Source organism: Oscillatoria nigro-viridis PCC 7112, from assembly GCF_000317475.1.
In the GTDB taxonomy this organism is placed as follows: domain Bacteria; phylum Cyanobacteriota; class Cyanobacteriia; order Cyanobacteriales; family Microcoleaceae; genus Microcoleus; species Microcoleus nigroviridis.
The window spans coordinates 4715818-4738246 of sequence record NC_019729.1 but is presented as its reverse complement, the minus strand read 5'-3'; the positions used below and the strand labels follow the sequence as shown (position 1 = coordinate 4738246).

At 45.0% G+C, this 22429-nt stretch carries 22 protein-coding genes and 1 pseudogene; 9 read left to right on the top strand and 14 right to left on the bottom strand.

Going from position 1 to position 22429, the window contains the following annotated elements; genetic code table 11:
* Nucleotides 1-3: 3 nt before the first annotated feature.
* Nucleotides 4-917: pseudogene (locus OSC7112_RS42585) on the top strand (Rpn family recombination-promoting nuclease/putative transposase).
* A gap of 111 nt (nucleotides 918-1028) precedes the next feature.
* Here OSC7112_RS42585 and OSC7112_RS19915 read toward each other — a convergent pair.
* The 8 genes from OSC7112_RS19915 to OSC7112_RS19885 all read right to left on the bottom strand — a co-directional run bounded on the left by OSC7112_RS19915 (nucleotide 1029) and on the right by OSC7112_RS19885 (nucleotide 5991).
* Nucleotides 1029-1802, bottom strand: a complete 774-nt coding sequence (locus OSC7112_RS19915) for a class II aldolase/adducin family protein (protein ID WP_015177593.1) — start codon at nucleotides 1800-1802, stop codon at nucleotides 1029-1031.
* A gap of 60 nt (nucleotides 1803-1862) precedes the next feature.
* Nucleotides 1863-2600 (bottom strand): VOC family protein, encoded by a 738-nt coding sequence (locus OSC7112_RS19910; protein WP_015177592.1) that lies wholly within the window; start codon nucleotides 2598-2600, stop codon nucleotides 1863-1865.
* Between the two features lie 109 nt (nucleotides 2601-2709).
* Entirely contained in the window at nucleotides 2710-3993 is a 1284-nt protein-coding gene (locus OSC7112_RS19905; protein ID WP_015177591.1) for a BaiN/RdsA family NAD(P)/FAD-dependent oxidoreductase, read from the bottom strand.
* 12 nt (nucleotides 3994-4005) lie between these two features.
* Nucleotides 4006-4164 carry a rubredoxin gene (gene rd / locus OSC7112_RS19900; protein WP_015177590.1) on the bottom strand — a complete coding sequence of 53 codons (159 nt, stop codon included), beginning with the start codon at nucleotides 4162-4164 and terminating at the stop codon, nucleotides 4006-4008.
* Nucleotides 4165-4388: 224 nt separating this feature from the next.
* The gene (locus OSC7112_RS19895; RefSeq protein ID WP_015177589.1) at nucleotides 4389-5156 is read right to left on the bottom strand and encodes a ChaB family protein; all 768 of its coding nucleotides are present in this window, start codon (nucleotides 5154-5156) and stop codon (nucleotides 4389-4391) included.
* On the bottom strand, nucleotides 5153-5281 hold the full coding sequence (locus tag OSC7112_RS41850; RefSeq protein WP_263053535.1) for a hypothetical protein: 129 nt from the start codon (nucleotides 5279-5281) through the stop codon (nucleotides 5153-5155). Before OSC7112_RS41850 ends, OSC7112_RS19895 begins: the two co-directional genes overlap by 4 nt.
* Nucleotides 5282-5329: 48 nt before the next feature.
* Nucleotides 5330-5701: a DUF5615 family PIN-like protein gene (locus OSC7112_RS19890; protein WP_015177588.1), complete on the bottom strand. Its 372-nt coding sequence runs from the start codon at nucleotides 5699-5701 to the stop codon at nucleotides 5330-5332.
* The gene (locus tag OSC7112_RS19885) at nucleotides 5698-5991 is read right to left on the bottom strand and encodes a DUF433 domain-containing protein (RefSeq protein ID WP_015177587.1); all 294 of its coding nucleotides are present in this window, start codon (nucleotides 5989-5991) and stop codon (nucleotides 5698-5700) included. Before OSC7112_RS19885 ends, OSC7112_RS19890 begins: the two co-directional genes overlap by 4 nt.
* A gap of 79 nt (nucleotides 5992-6070) precedes the next feature.
* On the opposite strand from OSC7112_RS19885, the gene OSC7112_RS19880 reads away from it, so the two are divergent.
* The 5 genes from OSC7112_RS19880 to OSC7112_RS37185 all read left to right on the top strand — a co-directional run bounded on the left by OSC7112_RS19880 (nucleotide 6071) and on the right by OSC7112_RS37185 (nucleotide 10532).
* Complete coding sequence (locus tag OSC7112_RS19880) at nucleotides 6071-6760, top strand: polysaccharide deacetylase family protein (protein WP_015177586.1); 690 nt, start codon at nucleotides 6071-6073, stop codon at nucleotides 6758-6760.
* Between the two features lie 4 nt (nucleotides 6761-6764).
* On the top strand, nucleotides 6765-7751 hold the full coding sequence (locus tag OSC7112_RS19875; protein WP_015177585.1) for a DUF6263 family protein: 987 nt from the start codon (nucleotides 6765-6767) through the stop codon (nucleotides 7749-7751).
* Between the two features lie 266 nt (nucleotides 7752-8017).
* Nucleotides 8018-9499 carry an S-layer homology domain-containing protein gene (locus tag OSC7112_RS19870; RefSeq protein WP_015177584.1) on the top strand — a complete coding sequence of 494 codons (1482 nt, stop codon included), beginning with the start codon at nucleotides 8018-8020 and terminating at the stop codon, nucleotides 9497-9499.
* Nucleotides 9500-9660: 161 nt separating this feature from the next.
* On the top strand, nucleotides 9661-10020 hold the full coding sequence (locus OSC7112_RS41145) for an IS630 transposase-related protein (protein ID WP_041622479.1): 360 nt from the start codon (nucleotides 9661-9663) through the stop codon (nucleotides 10018-10020).
* Nucleotides 9921-10532, top strand: a complete 612-nt coding sequence (locus OSC7112_RS37185) for a transposase (protein ID WP_223300650.1) — start codon at nucleotides 9921-9923, stop codon at nucleotides 10530-10532. The genes OSC7112_RS41145 and OSC7112_RS37185 overlap by 100 nt, the downstream gene beginning before the upstream one ends.
* 245 nt (nucleotides 10533-10777) lie before the next feature.
* Here OSC7112_RS37185 and OSC7112_RS19855 read toward each other — a convergent pair whose 3' ends face one another.
* The 4 genes from OSC7112_RS19855 to OSC7112_RS19840 form a co-directional block, all read right to left on the bottom strand.
* Nucleotides 10778-12469 carry an IS1634 family transposase gene (locus OSC7112_RS19855; RefSeq protein ID WP_150111640.1) on the bottom strand — a complete coding sequence of 564 codons (1692 nt, stop codon included), beginning with the start codon at nucleotides 12467-12469 and terminating at the stop codon, nucleotides 10778-10780.
* A gap of 452 nt (nucleotides 12470-12921) precedes the next feature.
* Complete coding sequence (locus OSC7112_RS19850; RefSeq protein WP_015177583.1) at nucleotides 12922-14172, bottom strand: sulfotransferase family protein; 1251 nt, start codon at nucleotides 14170-14172, stop codon at nucleotides 12922-12924.
* On the bottom strand, nucleotides 14169-15020 hold the full coding sequence (locus OSC7112_RS19845) for a hypothetical protein (protein WP_015177582.1): 852 nt from the start codon (nucleotides 15018-15020) through the stop codon (nucleotides 14169-14171). The genes OSC7112_RS19850 and OSC7112_RS19845 overlap by 4 nt, the downstream gene beginning before the upstream one ends.
* A gap of 254 nt (nucleotides 15021-15274) precedes the next feature.
* Nucleotides 15275-15937, bottom strand: a complete 663-nt coding sequence (locus OSC7112_RS19840; protein ID WP_015177581.1) for a hypothetical protein — start codon at nucleotides 15935-15937, stop codon at nucleotides 15275-15277.
* A 204-nt stretch (nucleotides 15938-16141) separates the two neighbouring features.
* Here OSC7112_RS19840 and OSC7112_RS19835 point away from each other — a divergent pair, with 204 nt between their 5' ends.
* Entirely contained in the window at nucleotides 16142-16816 is a 675-nt protein-coding gene (locus OSC7112_RS19835) for an acetoacetate decarboxylase family protein (protein ID WP_015177580.1), read from the top strand.
* A 37-nt stretch (nucleotides 16817-16853) separates the two neighbouring features.
* Nucleotides 16854-17285, top strand: coding sequence for a VOC family protein (locus OSC7112_RS19830; protein WP_015177579.1), 432 nt, complete (start codon nucleotides 16854-16856; stop codon nucleotides 17283-17285).
* A gap of 444 nt (nucleotides 17286-17729) precedes the next feature.
* Here OSC7112_RS19830 and OSC7112_RS19825 read toward each other — a convergent pair whose 3' ends face one another.
* Nucleotides 17730-18206 (bottom strand): orange carotenoid protein N-terminal domain-containing protein, encoded by a 477-nt coding sequence (locus OSC7112_RS19825; RefSeq protein ID WP_015177578.1) that lies wholly within the window; start codon nucleotides 18204-18206, stop codon nucleotides 17730-17732.
* 288 nt (nucleotides 18207-18494) lie between these two features.
* Here OSC7112_RS19825 and OSC7112_RS19820 point away from each other — a divergent pair, with 288 nt between their 5' ends.
* A complete protein-coding gene (locus OSC7112_RS19820) occupies nucleotides 18495-19082 on the top strand; it encodes a Uma2 family endonuclease (RefSeq protein ID WP_015177577.1) in 588 nt (195 codons plus the stop codon).
* Nucleotides 19083-19168: 86 nt separating this feature from the next.
* On the opposite strand, the gene OSC7112_RS19815 is transcribed toward OSC7112_RS19820, so the two are convergent.
* Nucleotides 19169-22297, bottom strand: coding sequence for a hypothetical protein (locus tag OSC7112_RS19815; protein ID WP_015177576.1), 3129 nt, complete (start codon nucleotides 22295-22297; stop codon nucleotides 19169-19171).
* Nucleotides 22298-22429: the final 132 nt, after the last annotated feature.

Sequence of the window (22429 nt, the reverse complement as noted above, 5' to 3'; positions counted from 1 at the left end):
ATTATGAATTTCATAAATCCTAAGACAGAATTTGGTTTCAAAAAAATCTTTGCTTCGCCCCAGAGCAAAGACATTTTGATTAGCTTCCTCAATGCGATGCTCTATGACGCGCAGCCAACCATTGAAGACTTAGAAATTATTGACCCTTACGCCGCGCCGAGCGTTACTGGATTAAAAGACACTTACCTGGATGTTAAAGCCAAAATTACAGGCAACAAAACTGTGATTATCGAAATGCAGGTAATAAATGTAGAAGCTTTTACTAAACGGGTAGTTTACAATGCCGCCAAAACCTACGCAACTCAACTCAAACCTAGGGAAGGAGACTCGAAATTAAATCCTCTGATTGCTTTAACAATTACAGATTTTATTTTGTTTGAAAATACCGAAAAATTTCTCACCCATTTTGTCTTTAAAGAACTAGAAGAAAACTTCGAGTATTATAACAGAGAGATCGAATTAGTGTTTGTCGAACTGCCCAAATTTAACCAAGAAATGGAACAAATCGAAAATCTAATTCAAAGCTGGATTTACTTTATCAAAAATGCTCCCTATTAGATGAAATTCCCGAAAAATTTGCATCAATTCCCGAAATTCAAACAGCTTTTTCCATCGCCAGCCGCAGTAATTTAACCCTTAAGGAATTAGAGGAATTGGAAAAGCGGGAAATGTTTTTTGAAGACCAACGCGGTGCTGTTATTAAAGGGATGCAAGAAGGTCGCCAAGAAGGCATAATTGAGGGGCAAACAGCTTTAATCCTCCGTCTACTCGCGCGGCGCACTGGCGAAATCTCACCAGAAACTAAAACTCGCATTCGGCAGTTATCTCTCGAACAATTACAGGATTTAGGAGAAATTTTGTTAGATTTTACCAGTCAAGAGGATTTGATAGCTTGGTTGGAATCGGCTTCAGCATGAATTTATAACTTTTGCACTCCTGATACTAAATCAGGCTTTAATACCCCCTTCATTCTTTATTCGCCGCAGGCGGACTGTGTTTGTGTAATAGCGGTTGAAACCGCCGAGTTTCTAATCTAATAAGTCGGGTTCCCGGCGCACTATCATGTCATAAAGCGGTTGAAAGCTAAACCATCCCATGCGGTGAGACCCTACTTGCTGCTGTGTCAAACGGGCACATTCTGGCTTGATGATAATTGGTTTTCCCGCTGCTTCGGCCATTAACTGCGCTTGACAAGAACGTTCCATTGCAATAAACCACCAAGCCGCTTCATCTACTGTTTGACCTACTGTTAACAGTCCGTGATTTTGTAAGATAATGGCTTTTTTCTCACCTAAAGTTTTGGCGATGCGTTTAGCTTCTTCGATTTCCAAAACAACTCCGGTGTAATCGTCAAATAAAGCTTGGTCTTCATAAAAAGAACAAGAATCTTGCGTCAGCGGGTCAAGCAGGCGGCCCAAACTCGACCAACTTTTGCCGTAGGGAGAATGAGCGTGGGCTGCTGCGATTACGTCGGGGCGGGCGCTGTGCACTTGGGAATGAATGGCAAATGCTGCTTCGTTTACGGGTTTATTTCCTTCAACTACTTCGCCTTTGTGGTTGACTAAAATTAGGTCGCTGACTCGAATTAAACTAAAGTGCATTCCAAAAGAATTAACCCAGAAATGGTCGAGGTGTTCGGGGTCGCGGACGGTGATGTGTCCGGCAATTCCTTCGCTGAATCCGAAGCGGGCAAATAATCGGAATGCGGCGGCTAAACGCTGTTTGCGGTGGCGGCGTTCTTCTTCAATTGAGTTGAATGTTGGGGGTTGAATTGTAACTTTGGGGATTTTTAATGCGACCATATATTTTATTTTGTAATGGAATGGGTAATTGCTAATTGTGGGGCAGTCATCTTGCCTGCCCTACTGACTGGCGACTTCACTAAGCCGCAAACCTGCGATGTTTTTGCAGTCAAAGGTGGCGTTGTTGCCGGGGCGACGTTCTATTAATTCGAGAATTTGTCCGGCGGGGTTTTGCAGAAACCACTGGGTTAATGAGCCGGAGTTTAGAGGATGCTCTGATAGGGGTTTAAAGTTTTTATTTTGCCATATTTTAGCAGCCTTCTGCACGTTTTCAACTCGAATCGCGACGTGGTGAACTGCTTCTAATCCTCTTGCTTGCTGGAAGCGGTCTGTTTTGTCGCCCGGTGCGTGGGGGGCATCTAATACTACTAACCCACCGGCTGGCATTAATAAGGTCATTAAATGCAGCCACAAGTCGGAGGGAACATTAATGTTTTCCGCACAAAAGTTGAGCGGGAATAAGTCTGGGCCTTCGACTGTTTTGGCACCGAAGGGGTAAAAAGATTCGGCGTAGTTTTCGAGTTCGGTGCGGCTGGGAAATGTGATGACAAAGTGGTCGATCGCAACTTGTTCGTCGTACAGGTGTGTTTCAAACGTCCAGGCTGTTAAAAATTCGGGAGTGATAAATTTGGGGTTGAGTTGCAGCAAGCCATTTTTTTCGATGAAAGGTGAGTCAAAATGGCTGTCAGTGTGGTTCGGGAATTTTAAGGTTTTCAGCTTAAAGTTTTTCATGTGTTTGACCCCGATGTTGAAGGAGGCAAAACTGCGAATTTCTTCTACAGGCTCAACAGCATTCACATTTTGTGCCTCTTAATTCAAAAATAACACAAAATTTAATACAGGCAAGCAGAAGGCCCGATCGCAAGTCCCAAACCTTTACACAGCAAATATTCCCCAATCTAAAATCTCAAATCTCAAATCTAAAATCGGATGGTTTGCCGATCGCGTTTCCGGCCAACCACGCCGTAGTCCAGGCACTTTGGAAGTTGAAACCGCCCGTCACGCCGTCGATATCCAAGATTTCGCCCGCAAAGAAAAGTCCGGGACAGCGGCGGCTTTCCATTGTCTTAAAATCGACTTCTTTGAGGTTGACACCGCCGCAGGTGACGAATTCTTCTTTAAATGCGCCTTTTCCGGCAATCTGATATTCCCCTTGAACGAGTTCTTGCAGGAGGCGATCGAGGGTTTTGTTAGATAAGTCAGCCCAGCGTTTTTGCTCGTCAATGCCGATCGAACTTGTCAAGCGTTCCCAGAGGCGGCGCGGCACCGGAAACGGACAGCTAGAAACAATCAAGCGGTGCGACAACTGCGACTTAACCGCTAGCAGTTGCTGCCGCAAAACTTCCGCATTGTACTGGGGAAGCCAATTAATCAGCACAGAAGTTTTATAATGGCGATCGTGCAAAAATCTCGCACCCCAAGCCGAAAGTTTGAGTACAGCAGGCCCGCTTAAACCCCAGTGAGTAATTAGCAAAGGCCCGCTTTGTTCTAATTTAGCTCCCGGCAATTTCACCTTAGCATTAGGAACAGAAATTCCCGCTAAATCTTTGATTCGGCTGTCGGAAATATTAAAAGTAAATAGAGAAGGAACGGGCAGTTCTACAGTATTACCTAACTCTTTTGCCCACTTATAACCCGACGGATTGCTGCCTGTAGCGAGCAGAATGCGATCGCACTTAAAACTCTCCCCCGACTTCAACTCAATTTCAAACCTAGGGGCGGTGTCCCCGTGTTCGCCCTCTGCGGTGTTGACCGTTAGTTTCTTTACTGAAACTACTGCATCGCCGGTGCGAATTTTCACGCCTGCATCCTCAGCAGCCCGGATCAAACAGTTAACAATTGTCCCCGAATCGTCTGTAATCGGAAACATTCGCCCGTCTTCTTCTGTTTTCAACTTCACACCGTGACTGGCAAACCATTCTACTGTATCGCGGGGTTGAAATCGAGTAAAAGCACCGCGCAGAGCTTTTCCACCTCTGGGGTAATTCTGCACTAAAACACCGGGGTCAAAACAAGCGTGAGTCACATTGCAGCGCCCGCCGCCAGAGATGCGAACTTTTGCCAGGAGTTGCCGGCCAGCTTCTAGTAAAGTGACGCGGGCCTGCGGGTAGGTTTTGGCACAGGTAATTGCACTAAAAAAACCCGCTGCACCGCCGCCGATGACTGTAATTTTGAGGATTCGATCGGACAAATTTTTTCTCGCTTATTCTGGTTCAAAATCGGATTTTACCGCCCCGCAAGTGGGACAAACCCAATCGTCGGGGATATCTTCAAAGGCAGTACCGGGAGCTATGCCTCCGTCGGGGTCGCCTACTTCTGGATCGTAGACGTAATTGCAAACTGTACAAACGTATTTTTGCATTTGCTTAACTCAATTTTCAATTGTAAGCCTATAGATTGTACTTGACAACGCAACCTAATGCAATACCACTTTCAAACAGTAATGAGACTTTCGATAATTCCCAAGTCTTTACGAATTAAGTTTTGCACCATCTTCAAATCTAAAATCTAAAATCGTCAAAGCCTCCAGAATCACAGTTCTAGAGGCTAGATGGTATTTTTTATTAGTTTGCTGCGATTGGAAGACTAGACTTTTGCTAAAGGCTTAGTCCAAACGCCATTTTCATCTTCTTCGTACTGCTGGTGAATAATGTTCCAAGCGGTGTGTTCGGCTTGTATCGAGTCATTGCTTTCGTCAAATGCGGCGTTGTAGGATTCCATAAAGGTTTTTTGAGCGGCTTCCGACAGGTGCGATCGCACTTCTGGAGACAAATCTGCCGGACTGTTGCAGCGACCTTTGACGGCGCGCGGCAGCGTCATCTCGCTAACTGAAATTTCTTCGCCACCTGCACTTTCTAGCAAGAGTTGAAATTCGCCCGATTTATCTGCGGGAACTTCTGCCATCACGAGAAATTCGCCTGCTTCAACGCGGGTTTGATAGATAGTTGCTTTGTCTTCGGGCATTCCCAAAGCGACCAAAGCGGAAACTAGACCCGCACCGGCCGAACCTGCGATCGCGCCGCTAGCTGCACCCAACAGTACCGCACCCAGCGGGCCCGCCGATACTACTGCACCGACAAAGGGAATAAACAGCACGCCGACGCCTGTTAGCAAACCCAAAAAAGAACCGAATAAGGAACCAAAAATTGCCCCGCTTCGCAGACCGCCTAAAATCACATCTTTTTTAGTAAGAAAGCCGGCAATTCTAGTTTTAGACTGAAAGTTTTTTCCCATGACTGAGATGTGGTCGCGGGAAACTCCGCGATCCAGCAACCGCCGAATTACGCCGTCTAATTGTTCTTCTTCCTTAAATACGGCTGAAACTGTGCGTTCGGCTAGGTATTCCTCTGTCATTGTTCCTCCTTGATGGTTTTTAGATTAATTGTGCTGGTTTTCAGTATATGAGGACACCGCAGGGCGATCGCATCGACCGCGAGATAGAGGTTGATGCGATCGGATATAGTTTGAGGATCTATCAAAAGAGTTAAGCAATTTTTTAAGGGCGATCGCTCATCTTTTACATACAGTTATTTATCTCTGATATAAGCCCCCAAATATTCGAGTTTATTTATCATTTCTTCTGCTGACTTAGCAGCCATTAAATTCAATATTCCTCGCATTTGCTCCCCCACAGAGTAACGCTGTTGCTGTGCAAGAATGATTCCTGCATGATTTCTATTTTTAGCTATAAATTGACTGTGCAAACTGCTGAAATCTCTCCTATTAAAGCTGTAAATGACTCGCCCTTGCTCAGTTGCCCAAATTAGCTGTTCTTCATCTACATAGCTGATTCTGTTAGCTTCTGAGGTAGTCAATACATCTATTCCAGAATTTCGCAGAGCCAATATCAGAGCTTGTTTCTGAATATCTTCATCGAGATACAAACGAATCTGACTCACGATACCTTACCTACCATATATTCTGCTTCCAAGCGCTCCCACTCAGCGTTTTCTGCTGCTATATCCGCGTCAATTTGGTCTTTGTTTGCATAATAGTAGGCTAATGCACCATAAATTTGTGCTAAAGTCAAGTGCGGTTTTTCATCAATGATTTGTTCTGGAGTCAGCCCAGCATTGAAATCAATAGCAATATTTTCTACGGTAATTCGAGTTTCGGCGATGCGGGGACGGCCGCCGCAAGTTCCTGGAGTGCGGACAATTAGCGTTCCTATATCAACGGCAGTTGTCATATTTACCTCGATTGAGTTAACTTTAGTTTATTGTAACGCAGCTTCATTTCTACCCGATCGCGCTAAACAACATTAACCAATGCCACTAGCACCCCTGTTTCCTGTCGTTCATCCCATCCTCAAATCTGCTTTTCCCAGATGTCTGTGGACGGGAGATATCAACAGCCGAGAAATTGCCCTCACATTTGACGACGGGCCGCACCGTCAGCACACACCTCAACTGTTAAAAATTTTAGATAAATACGGCATCAAAGCTAGTTTTTTCTGGCTGGGTTTTTGCGTGGACAGGCATCCAGAAACGGCTAAAGAAGTGTACGATCGCGGACACTGGATCGGTCTCCACGGCTATCAGCATATATCGTTTCCCAAACTCAAAACCCACGAACTAAAACAAAGTTTAGAAGACACGCAAAAAGCAATTGCCAAAGCTTGCGATTTAGATCCAAAATTAATCCTGGACGTGCGCCCGCCCAACGGCATTTTTACGCCGCGAACATTAGAGTTATTGCAACAGTGGGAATATCGCCCCGTAATGTGGAGTGTCGTCCCGGAAGATTGGGTGCGGCCGGGGGTTAGGAAAGTTATGAGTCGCGTCGTGCAGCAAACTGAAAACGGATCGATTATTGTACTGCACGATGGCTATTGCGGCGGCGAAGAGGTTGCAGCTTCTGCTGATAAAATAATTCCATTGCTTTTGTATAAAGGTTACAAATTCGTGACAGTCGATCGGCTTTGGGAACAGGCAAACATTCCGATAACACGAAATTAAGTTAATGAAAAAAACACTGTTGATTACATCTGTTTGTTTGGCGAGCGCCGGATGGGCTATCGAGCTTTCTCCTGCTTCCCTCAGTGCTGAAACTTCACTTTTAGTGCAGCAGCCAACCCGTGGCGTATCCGCGCCTGCCCCCAACTCGAAAACCCCGCAAGTGGAATTGCTAAATCCGGGAGTGGAACCCCGACAGCAACTGCGTTTAAAGCCAGCTATCGATGTCAAAGAAACAACTGTGATGACCGTAAAAATGGATATGGAAATATCCGCATCCGGCCGGTCTTCGCCTGGGGCTAAAATTCCAGTATCGGTGATGACTTTCGAGACCAAAGTCACTAAAATTGATCCCAACGGCGATATTCACTACGAGTTTGCTTATACTAACTCAGATATAGCCGGCGATACTGGAAATACCCAGCCCGCCGCCCTAGATGCCATGCGTTCTGCACTCAAAAACATCGTGGGAGTGAAAGGCTCTTTCATCATGGACAATCGCGGTTTTCATAAAGGAGGTGACATTATTTTGCCCGAAGGAGCTGACAACAACGTCAAACAAATGGTTCGACAAATGTCTAAATCTCTAGAGCAAATTGCCTCGCCGCTGCCTGCTGAAGCAGTCGGAAAAGGAGCAAAATGGCGCGTTTCTTCTTCCTCTGATTTCAGCGGCATTAATGTGAATGACATTTCTACCTATGAATTGGCTAGCTGGCAAGATGGAGTTGCCTCCCTGAATGTAAGTATAGAGCAGCAAGCAAACCCTCAAAATATTACCGATCCCCAACTGCCTCCGGGAACTACCTTAACCCTAAAATCTTTTGCTTCTCAGGGTCGGGGAGCAGCCACAATGCGCTTGGATAGATTAATGCCTTTTCGGTCTACTGCGTCTGTTAGTTCAAATAGCGAAATGAGTGCTAAAACTGCTGGCAGTTCTGAAGAATTAACAATCACAACAAAAATGGTGATGGAGATAACTTTCGAGTCGAAGTAAGCTTTATTATACCAACTCGAAAAATAAGGGGCATGGCATTGCCGTGTCCTTAGTTGTCGGTAAATTTTTAAGAACTGGTATTAAATCGGGTTAATATACCTGATATAGCAATCGTTGCAGGAGTCGTAAATTTTTTATTCCACCCCAACCCTCCCCTTAGTAAGGGGAGGGAGTAAGAAATTCACAAGTGACGCGAGCGTTGCTATATAAAGTATAAAGTTTCCGAAAGTTTCGATCGCCAATTTGTAAGTAGAGGAGTCTGTTATATGGTTCGATCGCACAGATGGCAAGCTATCATCGCTTTGGCGATAGCTTTAGGGATAATCATCGGGAATTTGGTGTTTCCGGGCCGGAATGTAGCGCCGGCATTTGCTCAAGCCAAATTTCAGGATGTTAAAGATCATTGGGCGCAAGCTTGCATAGAGGAGTTAGCACAGAAAAAAATCATCAGTGGCTACTACGAAGACGGCACTTTTCGCCCGAATCGTCCCGTCAGCCGCGCTGAGTTTGCGGCAATGGTTCGCATGGCTTTTCCCGATGCCAAAACTGTCCGCGCTCCGATCGACTTTGCAGATATTCCTACAAATTACTGGGGTTTTAAAGCAATTCGAGAAGCTTATCAGACGGGTTTTATGTCTGGATACAGTGGCAGTATCTTTAACCCCACTTTGAATATTACCCGCTGGCAGGCTTTGGTAGCTTTAACCAGCGGCTTGAAATATACACCTGCGGGGTCGGCGGCTGAGATTTTGGATGCGACTTTTGAAGATGCGCGGGATATTCCCGAACTGGCCAGAAGTGCGATCGCCGCCGCCGCAGAAAAACAACTTGTGGTGAATTATCCGGCTGTTAAACAGCTAGAACCTACTCGGAATGCTACTCGCGCCGAAGTAGCAAGTTTTTTCTGTCAGGCGATCGCCAAACCCGGTCAAACTGCCTTAGTTCCTGCCCAATATATCGCCCAAGTTCCGCCCAATATCGGCCCGCCGAGAACAACAGAAATCTCCGAAGCGGGGAAAGTTCGAGCGGAAGTTTCTTTCGTAAAAGAAGCAGAAAATGCTAAAAATCTCCGCATCAAAATTATCCGCGACGGTAAAACTTTATTGGAAGAACCAGTGCTGATTCCGACTCGTTCTCTAGTAGATAACCCCGATCGAAGAGCCAGCGAAGAAGTATCAGAAGGACGTTTTTTATCCCTGCTAATTCGCGATTTGGACGGCGACAAGGAACCGGAAGTGCTGGCAGATTTAGTGTCAATCAAAAGCGGCGTCCGCTGCTGCAATTATTCGTTTATTTACCGCTACGATTCCGACGCTAACAAATACACTCATATCAAGCATTTCTGGGGCAATGTGAGTTACGAAATTGTCGATTTTGGCAAAAATGATATCCCAGAGTTTAAGAGTCAGGACGGCAGATTTTCCGAGGCTTTTACAAATTATGCTGATTCTCGCTTTCCGCTGCAAATTTGGCAGTACCGCCAAGGTAAAATGCAAGATGTTAGCAAACAGTATCCGGTGGAAGTATACACGAATTCTGCTGAGCTTTGGCTGGAATCTAACAAGCGTCTGAGTGAAGATAGGGAGGTGAAAGGGGTGTTGGCGGCCTTCATGGCGAGCAAGTATGTCATGGGCCAGGAGGCGGAAGGTTGGCAGTTGTTGGACAGAGTTTATCAAGGGCGCGATCGCACTCAATTCTTTGGGAAGTTGCGGGAGTTTTTGGTAAGTACGGGTTATGCTAGTAAGTAGATTTGGAGGTTTTTACCCACATTCCGCACCCTCAACTGGCACACACGCAGTTGGGGTGCTCCGTCCGAGTCTCTCGTCCGAGATATAGTCATTTCAAATAAATGTGAGACAAATGCAAGATGATGTAAAATCAAGAAAAATTGTTAACTCGGAGCCGAAAAATGGCATACAGTCTAGATTTAAGAAAAAGAGTAGTGGATTATGTGGAAAATGGAGGGGGTATAACCAAAGCCGCCGCCCTGTTTAAAGTAGGAAGAGCAACAATATACAGATGGCTAGGGAGGGAAGACCTTCGAGCCACTAAGGTAGAACACCGTGAGCGAAAGATAGACTGGGAAATGCTCAGAAAAGATGTAGAAGAAAATCCCGAAGCAAGATTAATAGAAAGAGCAAGGAAATTCGGGGTGAGAGCGAGTGCCATATGCTATGCCTTAAAGAAAATGAAAATTACGATAAAAAAAAAGAATTTCGTTATAGAGAAAGGAATAGAGAAGAAAGAATACAATACTACCAAACACTGAGAACTTTAATTAAAGTTCATGGGAGTAAAAGCCTTGTATTTATTGATGAGTCAGGGTTTGAAGAGTTTCATGCTTGTGTTTATGCGTGGTCAAAAAAAGGGAGAAAAGTATATGGGGAGAGACAAGGAAAACGCGGAAAAAGAGAAAATTTAGTAGCAGGAAGAAGAAAAGGCAACAAGGACTTGATTGCACCTATGGTCTTTACAGGGAGCTTGAATGCAGAAAGTTTTGAAGGGTGGTTAGCTTTATATTTATTGCCATCTTTAACAATACCATCAATATTAATCATGGATAATGCACCGATTCATCGTAAGACAGCAATTAGGCTCCTGGTGGAGGAAGCAGGCCATCAGATACTTTTTTTACCAAAATACTCTCCTGACTTAAATGATATTGAGCATGATTTTAGTGCATTAAAGAGAGCTAAAATGTATGCGTCTCCTGGCACATCTCTTGATGAAGTTATTCGTGCTTATTGTGCAGAAAGAGTGTCTCATACTTATTTGAAATGACTATAATAATCAAAAATACCCGCGACCTGTTGGGTCACAATCGCATCGACCTGTTGGGGCAAGTTGAAAATTAACTGCTTTCGGGCAAATCCTAGATTCTCGATATCTAACAACACCTTCATCCGTCATAATTAACTATTAATCGACAGCAGATATTTCCAGCAGCCTGATAATTACACATCACTACTGAATCAAATATTTATGAAATTTCTGTCAGTTTTGCTCATCAAACAAACTGCTCGATCTCAGATTAATAAATAATAAGACTTACAGGAGAGCGGCAGCAAGTTCAATATAGCCATTCGCTCGGCTGTTAAATTAGAAATTTGTTGAATCCCTTGTAGGCTCACCAGATGAATTGATTGAAATATCTGGCAAATCCAACGGAGCGTCGGTCGATTAGTTTGTTTGCCCAACTGATTTTTCAATTGGGAATTAGTGCGTTGCAAACTGTGACGCAGTAACCTTTGACCTAAAGTATAGACTAACAAACACAAACCCATTACCAATGCCAAAGCTTCGATTCTTTCCGGCGACTTGAGAAATACACTGTCCGTAAAAAACAGCGGATCTTTCAAGAACCCAAACCCTCTTTCTGCTGACTGCTGTTCTTTGTATTTCACAATCATATCGTCAGGCTCTAATTGCTGAGTTTCCAGCACATTAGTGGCGAGAATAAACCTGCCACAGGCTTTGGTTTCTTTGGCGATCGCACCTGTATCTGGTTCCAGTTTTGCTTGAACTTTAAATCTCTGTTTCGAGCTGGATTTCTCGCGAGCATTTGGATCGTTAGTATTAGTCTTTACTGTAATTTCTTTGCTACTAACTTGGGTGATATTGTAAAATTTTAGTTGTTTGGATAAGCGATGAGCTGCGGCGGCAGCGTCGGCGGCACAAGCAAATTCAATTTTTGAGAGTTCTTGCAGTTTATTCTCAGCTTCAGCCTGGGCTTTTTTGAGTTTTTTTTCGAGTTTTTGTCGGTCTGAATCGCGTCGCAAACTGCTCTCTACTACTAGCCATCTTTGTTCAATTCCACCATAATTACTTTTGTGTTCTGACCAGCTATATCCACTCACAGAACTGGGGGTAAATTCTGCTTCATTTAACTGAGATACCAGTTGCTGCGCTTGCTTGATACTCAACGGTACGCGGGTTAACCATCTTAAATTGGTTAACATTTCTAAGTTAGGAGCTGAATATAATGCACTATCTGCAACCATTAAACTGTCAAGGTTTAACTGTTGTTTAAACTCCTGACAAATTGATGCGAATATGGCTCGATCTGATTCATTTCCCGAACCCACCCGTAAAAATAGCGGTACATCTCCATCGCTACTACAAATTAAATCTAAAATGAATTGTTTTAAGTCGGGTCTGCGATCGCGGGAGTAGCCGTAGGTAATCTTAATTGGCACGGCAGATGACACGGGTTTAGTTGACTCGCTATCTTCGCTATCTTCGCTATCTAGCGCCGTTTCTGGCTCGATAACAGATACAGATGGTAGCTCGGATTCGTATTTGCCATGCAGGTGAAAGGAAGTTGAATCTAAATGGGATGTCTCTGTATCGAGCTCAAATTTTTGAGCTGCTGAAGCGGCAATAGTTGTAAATATTTGGCTGCTGCCTGCTAAATATAGCTTGTCTAATACTCTACCTAAACGGTATTCATTCAGGTGTGATGCTTGAATACCTTCACCCATTAAATGTTCGAGCGCTTTGCCTTCAAAAAATTTAGGAAATAAGTATAATGGAGCGGAAACAAGCCCTAACCCATTGATAATCATTGCTTTGACTGCTAGACCTGGACTGACAATCTCACCCGGTTGTTCCCCTACTAACTCATTGATTTTTTGGACAATTTCTATTTCATCAACTAGACCTGCTATTAAACCAAGATGGTCGAGGTTAGAGACGGCGAGTTCAGTTGCTTGATGCACGGGTTTCATTCGATCGAGCGAATTGTTTGCTACTTGAGTTTAGACTATTTTTATCCTCCGCGTCGCACGGGGGATAATTGGTTTTTGTTGTTAATTTACACGCTCGTACATTTTCCAACTGAATCGATCGCTTGCTCGATCACCTGACACGGCAGGCGAGAGTATTTCTACTCATCTAGAGCCGACTGATCGACTCGGACGGGGCACCCCAACTGCGTGTGTGCCAGTTGAGGGTGCGGAATGTGGGTTTTTAACCGCAGATTTAAGCCGATTAACGCGGATAGTGTCTGTAGGGGCGGGTTTTACGAATAATATCTAATTCCTACTAACAATGTTACTAAACCCGCCCCCATACAACAGATAACCCACGTCAATTTTTACTTCGATACTAAGCCCAAAAATGTACATGATGATTTACCGCTTTGTGGGGGCGGGTTTATTTAAATCTTTAGTTACAGCCACCTATGGGTGAAACCAGTCCCTACAGAATTCAAATATTCGGCTAATTTCCGATTGTGCGGCTGAAAATACTCGCGCAATCGCTGGCTGACAGCATCATCCGCCGGCTGATAATCACCACCGTTGTACTTTTGATAATTCCGGAGTGGAAAATCTGGCAAATCTAAAAAGTCAAAAACTTGCGTGAGTGTCGCAGCCGGATGGGCATAAAATTCTTCACTCTGCAAAATCAAAAACTGTTCCCTGGGAAAAAGTTTCATCCACGGTTTGAGACTGCAAGCATAAAGACTCTTATAAATATAATGACAATCTTTCCAATGATTTCTATCTTCTAAACTGGTTTCGGTTGCACCAGCAAGCAATTGCAACTCGGAACCGATCGCCTTTTCAAAACTTCTGCGTTCAGTACCGCGCCTCACCAGCATTTGATAGTGCGAAAAAGCCCGATCCACCGGATTTCTCAAAATCACAATCAGCTTAACTTGGGGCAAACAACCGTGCAATCTTTCCGCAGCCAGCGGGTGAGTCAGATAAGTCGGAGTTGCTTCTCCTGTCAAAAAATGATGCCCGTCTATTGATGGCGGAAAATGCGATCGATACCAATCTATTCCCTTGTTGAAATGTTCGGAAAAAAAACAGATTTCTTTATGGGCCGCCGATAAAATCTGAGGGTGCGAAGTGAGATATTTGTAGAGAGAAGTTGTGCCGCAACGGGGAGAACCGACGATAATGAAGTCTGCCGATTCCCTACGGGATAGCTGCGCTTCACGCGATGAGGCCCAATTCCATTCTACTTGCGACAGTTGCGGGCGAGATGCGACTGTTTGCAAGCGGACTGCGGTTTGAAAAAGTGCGATCGACTCCTGAATTTTTCCCTGCTTGCTCAGCGCTACAGCCAAGTTAATATAGGCTAATGGAAAATTTGGCAAAATCTCGATAACTTCGCGGTAAAGAGCAACCAGGCTGTCAATCAGAGGAGAATCTTTAGGCAGCGGCGCGTACATTAACGGGAAGTACGCAGCGGTAAAATTTGGTTGCAGGAGAATGGCTTTTTGGTGACAGGCGACAGCTTCTGCAATTTGCCCGTTTTGTTGCAGCGCTTTGCCTAAATTGTGGTAAGCTGAGGGCGAATTGGGATTTTGGGCGATCGACTGTTCGTAAAGGGCGATCGACTCCTGCAATTTTCCCTCATCCTTTAAACTATCTCTAAAAGTATCTGTAAAAGTGCGATCCGCAAAACTCATGCTGGAATCCTGTAATAACCGCGCATCATCACCTTAACATCCAAGTGCTTCATTTCGGCAGTAGAAGCATCGTGAATCATATTTTCAGTCGGTGCAATATAAGCCTCGCCCGGTGCAATTCTCAGCTTCACCACCGGATATTCCCGATAGCGCTGCATAAACTCATTGGTTAACTCTCGCGTCCAAGGTTTTGCAATATCAGAATCAGGACATCCCAGCATTTCAAAAATATCCATCTCCGTCAAATTCACAAACAAAAAGTAACGGCTGTCCCGACCTAAATTCACGCAAATTCGATTAGTAGCCTCCTGCTTTTGCGCCAGCGGCAACCCGTCCCAATTATCAGTATGCAAACCGTTGCGGCAACCGCGTTTATTATCAATTGTTGCCGTACTCAATCCCGGCTGCCTGCCTCCCATACCGTTAATAATCGGCGGCGCATCCGAGAGACAAAAAGGCTGAAAATACTCAATTAATTTATCGAGTGCCTGTCGGCATTTTTCCTCGGATTTAAACTCAGCAACCTGTAGCGGAGTTGTTAGGGAAGCGATACCGGCAGCAGCAAACAAAGCTAAAACATCTGGCGGTAAACGCACAATTCCTACACCAGAATATTGCGGTGGGGGTTCATGAACCCAAAGCAGTGCAGACTCTGCCGGTGTTGGTTCCCTCCAAGGTTCTTTTGGCATAAAAGCCCCTTCGCAATACTGAATGCGATCGGGTACGCTGTCAAAAGCTAGCTGAGTGCCCGAACTCAGCCACAATCGAATTGGCAACTCTTTCTCTGTAGCTTCTGACTCCCGATTTTGGCAGCGATAAATTACTATACTTTGACGGAGACTGGACATTATTTAATATTTATTAATCGCAATTATCAAAAAAACCAGTTTGTAGTCTGGACTTGAGTTTTTTCTTCTGAGTTTCAGGACTTAGGTAAAAAGTAGCTGGACGTGGTACTTCTAGCGATAAGGTGCACTGTGCAAACCTGCAATACAGCAGATTCCAAGTTTATAAAGTACACCCGCCTATCGATTTCCGTAGGGAGACGGCACTGCCGTGTCCCTACCTCTGGTATGTACTTTTTATCCTTTAGCAATCTTGCCTAATGACTGCAATGGGTGCAGTGAGTGCAGTGACTGCACATAGATCCTACTTCAAACCCTTCAGCATGGGGAAACTGCCAGAGAGTTTGCGTTAAAGTTGCGGGGTCAATATCCGGCCGGGGAACTGAGGAAAAAGTCAAAACCCGGGCTTCATCATCTGTGCTTTCTACTAAAATTTCGCCCTCAGCAACTTTAATTGCATCTCGGTGCAAAATGCTGATGCCGAACATATCTGTCATCGCCAATTCGCACAGTTTACCTGCAATTTCATTGAGAAATTCTGAGTTGTTGACAACGGCTTCTGACCGTTTAATTGCTGCGGACACGGCTTCACTAACGCGGACAAATTCTAAAGGAAACCAAACCCAGTCGCCTGATGTTCGATCTTTTTCAACTTTCCACATATACGGAATAGCATCGCCGTATTCTGCTGTCGGTTTGACATAAGCATTGTTGCCGTCAAACTCTTCGACTAACCTTTCGTTATCCGCCAGGTCAAAGTGTTTGTGAAGCAAGCAAATACCTACCTGCTTTTGCAAACCGTGACTGCGGATAATAGCACCCAGTTCTGTCATGTTGTCCTGGGCTTGCTGTAGCAGGTCTCTCGCCGTGAAAAAATGCTCTAAACTATCGAAAACATCTGGTTTGTAAGATGTCAGCATACAGGTTTAGGTTTCCTTCTAAATATTCACTAGATAGACCATATTTAACTTTCTCTGGAATGTCAACTGTTTGGCTGATATCAACACATTAATCTTTTTTATATTTAAAACTAATAAGACTATGTGAAGAAATACAAAAAACTGTTGTTTTTTGATACGCTAAGGTAAAATAAATATAAAATCTCATAAATTTAATCACTGAAAATGGTATATCCACCTGCACCTTGGAACCTGCAAGGTTATGCTGTTCAGACTTTACAATTGGTAGATGTCGCACGAGTGTGCCCTTTGGTTCCCTCTGAGTTAGAAATTGTCTCTTTATTGCCAGGAAAAACCCTAGGTGGCATTTATATATCCTCCTACGGGTTGGGTTCGGTGATGGAGTACAATGAGTTAATTGTAGTTAGCGCGATCGCCAATTATGCAGGAAAATGGGGCGCTTGGATTTCCCACATCTACGTAGACAACCCTAACTCGGTAGCCGGCGGGCGGGAAATTTGGGGACTTCCTAAAGAATTAGCTACATTTAGTTGGGAAGGCAGCGATTCGGTAAAGGCAGCACCCCTAGGCTACCGCGTCACAGTTCGCCAAGAAAACCGTCAACTGTGCTGTCTTAATTACAGCAAGCAAAATTTAGCTTTACCGCTGCCTTTCAGCGGTAATGTTTTCAGCGCTGACCGCAGTAATTTGCTGTTGTTTAAAGGAGAAGTAAAATCTCGAATCGGTTTGATTAAAGGCGAATTAGAAATACCTGAAGAAAGTCACTTTGCCCATTTAAACTTAGGCCAGCCCTTGCTAACAGTTGCCGGCGAAGATATGCGTTTAATTGCAGGTGCGCCGCAAATAGTGGGGAACATATCTGCTGAATTCAGTTATTAGCGCTAAAATTGGCGAACATTATAGGAGGAAAATTCAAATGAGCGATATTGGTTTTACTCACATTGCACTTTCAGTTAGGGATGTAGATAAAAGTATCTCATTTTACGCGAAGTACGCTGACCTAAAAGTGGTTCACCGCCGTGTAGATCCAATTACATCATTAGATGTTGCTTGGATTTGTGATTTGATTCGACCGTTCGTTATTGTGCTAATTAAAGCACCATTAGTGGATGGCAAACTTTTACCAGATTCCCATCTTGGTGTCGCCTGCGAAAGTCGTGAAAAAGTCGATCGCCTTTGCAGTGAGGCTGAGTCAGAAGGGCTTTTATTGAACGGCCCTAATGACTCGGAACCTCCTGTCGGTTACTGGGCTTATATCCGAGACCCGGACGGTCATACGCTGGAAATTTCCTACGGTCAGGAAGTTAGCTCGCTGTTAGAAAACTTATTAGCGCAGCCAAAGTTATGAGGTCAATCGATTTTAGATTTTAGATTTTAGATTTTAGATTAAAGAATTGAAGCATTGACCCAGCCCACAAACGGATACCATGCCACGTACTCCTGTCGTGGAAAGATAAAAATTTTAGACTCTTGTTCAAGTTCCCAGATTTATCTGTGGGGTAAATCTAAAATCGAAAATCGAAAATCGAAAATCGACTGACCCGACGGATAAATACGTTCGGCTCTTTATCGGATACAGGTTTTTTATTTCTGGACGGATGAATCCGGGGGCTTCTATCCTGGATGCTTTCGGTCAGGCATTAAGTTTTATAGAGATGCTTTGCAACGCTTGTGAATGACCGTATTACGTTGAAATGCGTCCACGGCTGCTAGATTGAGCAACCCCAGCTAATTTAATCACAAATTAACCGGGGCTGCGGGCAATTAATTCGCTGAGTAATTACTAATCTTTTTAAATGCCAGCCCCCGGAGCGGCTTCAGCACCCATTTCTAAAATTGTACCGCGAAGGAAATCAATTTGCTGCTGGAAGTCCATGCCCTCAATCTTTCCTAATAAAGCTTTTCCTGCTTCGGGAAGTTGATAGTCCGGAGGGACAGGAATAATAGTTCCTTCGTCCATTCCTACTGCTAGGAAATACCAAAAAGCCAGCTTGGTTTCAGGACTCATCGAGCCGTACATCCGGCTGAGTTCAGTATTGGCTTTTGAGGCAATGTCGCGCATTACTTGTAGTTGTTCTGGGTGGGGCAGAGGCTTGACTTGCTCGAACAAACCCTGAGCGATGTCGGAACCCGAAGCACCGGGAGCCGCTGGCGTTATTGACTTGCCCATTTGGGTGTAAACAAACCACAGCAAACCTAATTGGTCGTCTACACTCAACTTCTTAATATCTGCTTTTCCTTGGTCGTAAGCACTGGTAGTAAAGGTCATTCAAGCCTCCAAAATAATATGTATTGCTCAGTTTTCTTATTTGTGAGAAAACTTTTGTTTGCTACTTAAGTTAAAGTACCTAATAAATAGTGATGCTAGAATCTTGCTTAAGACAGAGATGATCCCGGAGATAATTTCGGGGAGTAAATTCACCAAAATTGAGAAAATTTGCAACCAAAGGATGAGGCTAATTTGACAAGATTGTTGTTAGCGGAACTCACGATCGGCATTGTTTAGCCGATCGACGATCGCCTATAATCGCAACAGACCTGTATTGAGGTGGCTGTTATGTCGATCGCAACTGCAAAACGCTTCACCATAGCGGAATATCACCGCCTGACAGAACTGGGGTTCTTTAGTGAGGACGATCGAGTTGAGTTAATTAATGGAGAACTTGTGAAAATGGCTGCTAAAGGTACCGCTCACTCTGTTTGCGAGACACGCTTGGAACGCGAGTTATTTAAGCTGCTGGGAGAACGGGCGACACTGCGAGGACAACAACCGATTATTCTGCCTGATGACAGCGAACCAGAACCCGATCGCGCGATCGTGCAAAATCGCCCTGACGACTATCTATCCTCTCACCCCTGTCCAGGGGATATACTGTTGCTGATTGAGATTGCAGATTCTTCTTTGAGTTACGACAAACAGGTTAAGCTCCCTCTTTATGCTGAAGCCGGAATCTCTGATTATTGGATATTTAATTTATCACAAACTTGCTTGGAATGTTACAGCGAGCCGTATCAAAATGCCCCTGGCCAATTTGGTTATCGCAGGACGCTGATTTTTCTGCCCAACGAGTCTGTTAATTTGCCTTATTTTCACGACTTAGCACTCAATTTATCGAGAGTGTTTCCACCAACTATAGAATCTTGAGGGACTGTGATATTATTCCACAGAAAATAGGCTGGCAAACAGCCAGCCTAGAATCAGGAGAACTTTATTTCAAACTCGTTGAAAATCTAGCTAAACAAACCCGAAATTCCGCCCACTGCTATTGCTCCAGCCAAAGCCGAAACAACCACAGAAGTCAGAGCCGTACCGAACAGCCACCAAGCTGCGGCTGCTGCGGCTTCGCGGGCATCTTCTGCTTGCTGCTTGGCCTTGTTTTTGAGTTCTTTGATGCGTTTTTTGGCTTCTTTTTGGAGGCGTTCCGAACGCAATAAAACGCTGTCCCGGGCTCCTTCGATTTGGTCAACAATTCGGTGAGCGTCAGTCTCGGAAATATCGGGACGAGAACTCAGCAGGGCAACTAAAGTACCGCGATCGAACTCACCTAAACGCTCTTTAATCGCGTCAAATCCTGCCTGCGGGTCGTCAAACACTTTACGTAAGTCGCGCTTGATGCCTTCGTAGTTGAGCTCGGGTCGATCGAGCGAATTGAGGTAATCCCGAATTTTCCCGAAAATACCGTCAATTGTGGACTGAAACTTGTCCTGAACCATTTGAACTTGTTCGACAATTTGGTTGCGGACAGATTCAATTTGGTCGGCAATTCTGTTGGCTTCATCGAACGAGATGTCTTCCCGCTGCGACAGCAATGCTACCAGAGTCGATCGGTCGAAGTGCTTCAGGCGATCGCCCAAACTTTGCATCCCCATTCCCGGCTCGCTAAACAGCAACTGCAAATCGCGCTTGATGCCTTCAGGATTGAGTTCTTCCTTGTCCGTATTCCGCAAGTAATTTTCCAAACTTCCTTGGAAATCCCGGACTGTTTTTTGAGCGCGAGAAGCCAAGCGGCGGGGCGATTTCACGATGCTGCGAATCGAATCTTGCACGCGATCGATCGTCCGATTTATCTGTTCTTCGCTCAAATCTTCCCGCTGCGAAAGCAGCTTGACTAAAGTTTCGCGATCGACCTGAGAAAGTCTTTCCCGAAGTGCCAAAGTACCCTCTTTCGGATTTTCAAACAATTTGGTCAAATCCCGATTGATGCCTTCTGGATCGAGTTCTTCCAGGTTGGTATTCCGCAGGTACTCGCCAATTTTTGCAGTAACTTCCTCGTACTGCTTCTTAGCTTTATCCGCCACTATTTGCGGCGCGTGGATAATGTTGTCGCGCACAGATTCGATCCGGTCGATCGCCTGATTTATCTGTTCTTCGCTGAGGTCTTGGCGCTGTGACAGCAACTGCACCAGCGTATCGCGGTCGAATTGAGATAAGCGTTCTCTCAGCGCTTTAAATCCGGCTTCCGGGTCGCTTAACAGCGTTTGAAACTCGCGCTCGATCGCTTCAGGATTGAGTTCTTCCTTATTAGTATTGCGGAGATAGTCTTCTACCTTTTGTCGGACTTCTTGCGCTTTCGATTGCGCTTGCTCTTGCAATTCTCGAGCTCTAGAAATCACGCGATCGCGCGAACTTTCGAGCCGCCCGATTAACCGATCGGCTTCCTCTGGACTAAAATCTTCCCGCTGACCCAGCAACTGCACCAAAGTATCGCGGTTAAACTGCGACAGGCGATCGCGCAAAGCCTCAAAACCAGCATCCCGGTCTTCCAAAAGCGCTTGGAAATCCCGTTCAATACCTTCAGGATTCAATTCCTCCTTGCCGGTCGATCGCAAATAATTCTCAATCCGGCTCCGCAAATCTTGAGACTGTTCTTCACCAGCAGCATCTCGCACAATTTCCAAAACTTCTTGTCGGACACCTTCAAGCTGTTCGGCAATTTCCGTCACCTGTTCCGGAGCAAACCCCTCGCGGCGGCTCAGAATCCCTACAAAATAATCGGGATTCAAAATTTCTAACTGGCGCAACACAGCCGCAGGAGAGGCTTCCGGGTCGTAAATCACATCCCTAAATTCCTGCTTGATTGTCTCCCGGTTGAGATGCCAAGGTTGGGCATTCATCAAGTAGTTTTCCACATCAGCCTTAGCTGTATTGAAAGGCAGCGCTGGCACTTTGTCGCCCACTTGAGAAGCAAAAGATTTAGCTTTTTGAGTCCCTTGTGCTGTCAGTTGTTGTAACTGACCGGAGATTTTTTCAACATCCAAATCCGATAAATCCGTCCGCGCCAAAACAGTGCCCACAAGAGCTTCCACACCCAACTGCATCGCTCGCTTCATGCCGCTGCTGGATTCCGATTTGTTTTCCCTAGTTTCCAGAATTTGAGACAGCTTGGCGTTGAGTTCGTCAGACTTCAGCAAATCTGGAGCCGCAAACTTGAGAAAATCAACCAACTCTAAATTCGGGTCTTTCTGCTCTTGCTGCTTGCCGAAAGTTTGCTTCCAAACGCCTTCGAGTTGGTCGGCAATTTGATTTATTTCCTGTTGAGAAAAGTCTGTGCGACTCTTAACTAAATCCACAAAAGTCTGGCGGTTAATATTCTTCAGAACGTCGCTTCCCGCAAGAGATTTGATATCTGCATCGCCCAGCAACTTTTCAAATTGACCGCGAATTTCCTTAACATCTAGTTTCGGTAACTGCAAAGAACCCACATAATCTTGCAGTGTTTCGCGAATGCTATCCGGGTCTACCGCCGAACTCAATTCGCGGCGGACAGCGGCCACAGATGCCTCTACAGTATTGACCATTTGGTCGCTGGCCATCTTGCCGCCGATCGCAGCACCCGCAGTACCCATGACCCCTTGAACGCCTGAAAAAGCAGTTTTTATCAAGGAACCGATCGCGGAACCGACGGCGCTAGAACCGAGCCACACCAGCGTTAAAAAGTACGCCGACCAAATGACTACACCAATAATTGCCGCTCCGTCTACCGAGGCAATTGAAGTTAGTTTGACTGCCAGAAAACAAGCCAAAAATAAAGCCAGGTTAACGGTGACTAAAATCCAACCCCCGACTAAACCTTCAGTCTTGCGAACTTTAGTCCCCCAACTTTCAGATTCATCATCGTCATCGTCGGGTAAAGCCTCGTCCCAATTTGAGATTTTGGCGGCGATCGAGAAATTTGTTAACAGGAATTGGAAGCCGAAAGCCATAATGACTCCGGCGATTAAAGCCACGAAAAACTGCGGGCTTAAAAACATCAGCCCTCCGATATCGGGGTGGTCAAATGGCACATCTATTTCTACTGGCATTTGGGCAATATTGAATTTGGGACTGTACAGCGACATTAATAACTCGCTTTCAAACATAAATTACCTCCTACAGTTTTATGCCTAACTCGGCATAGCGAAACTTGACCCCAAATTTATTCATAGGGGATTTTGTAATCTTTAGATGGTGGTTTGTTTGGGTCAGGCTTAATCTTGCGGAAGCCCTTATTA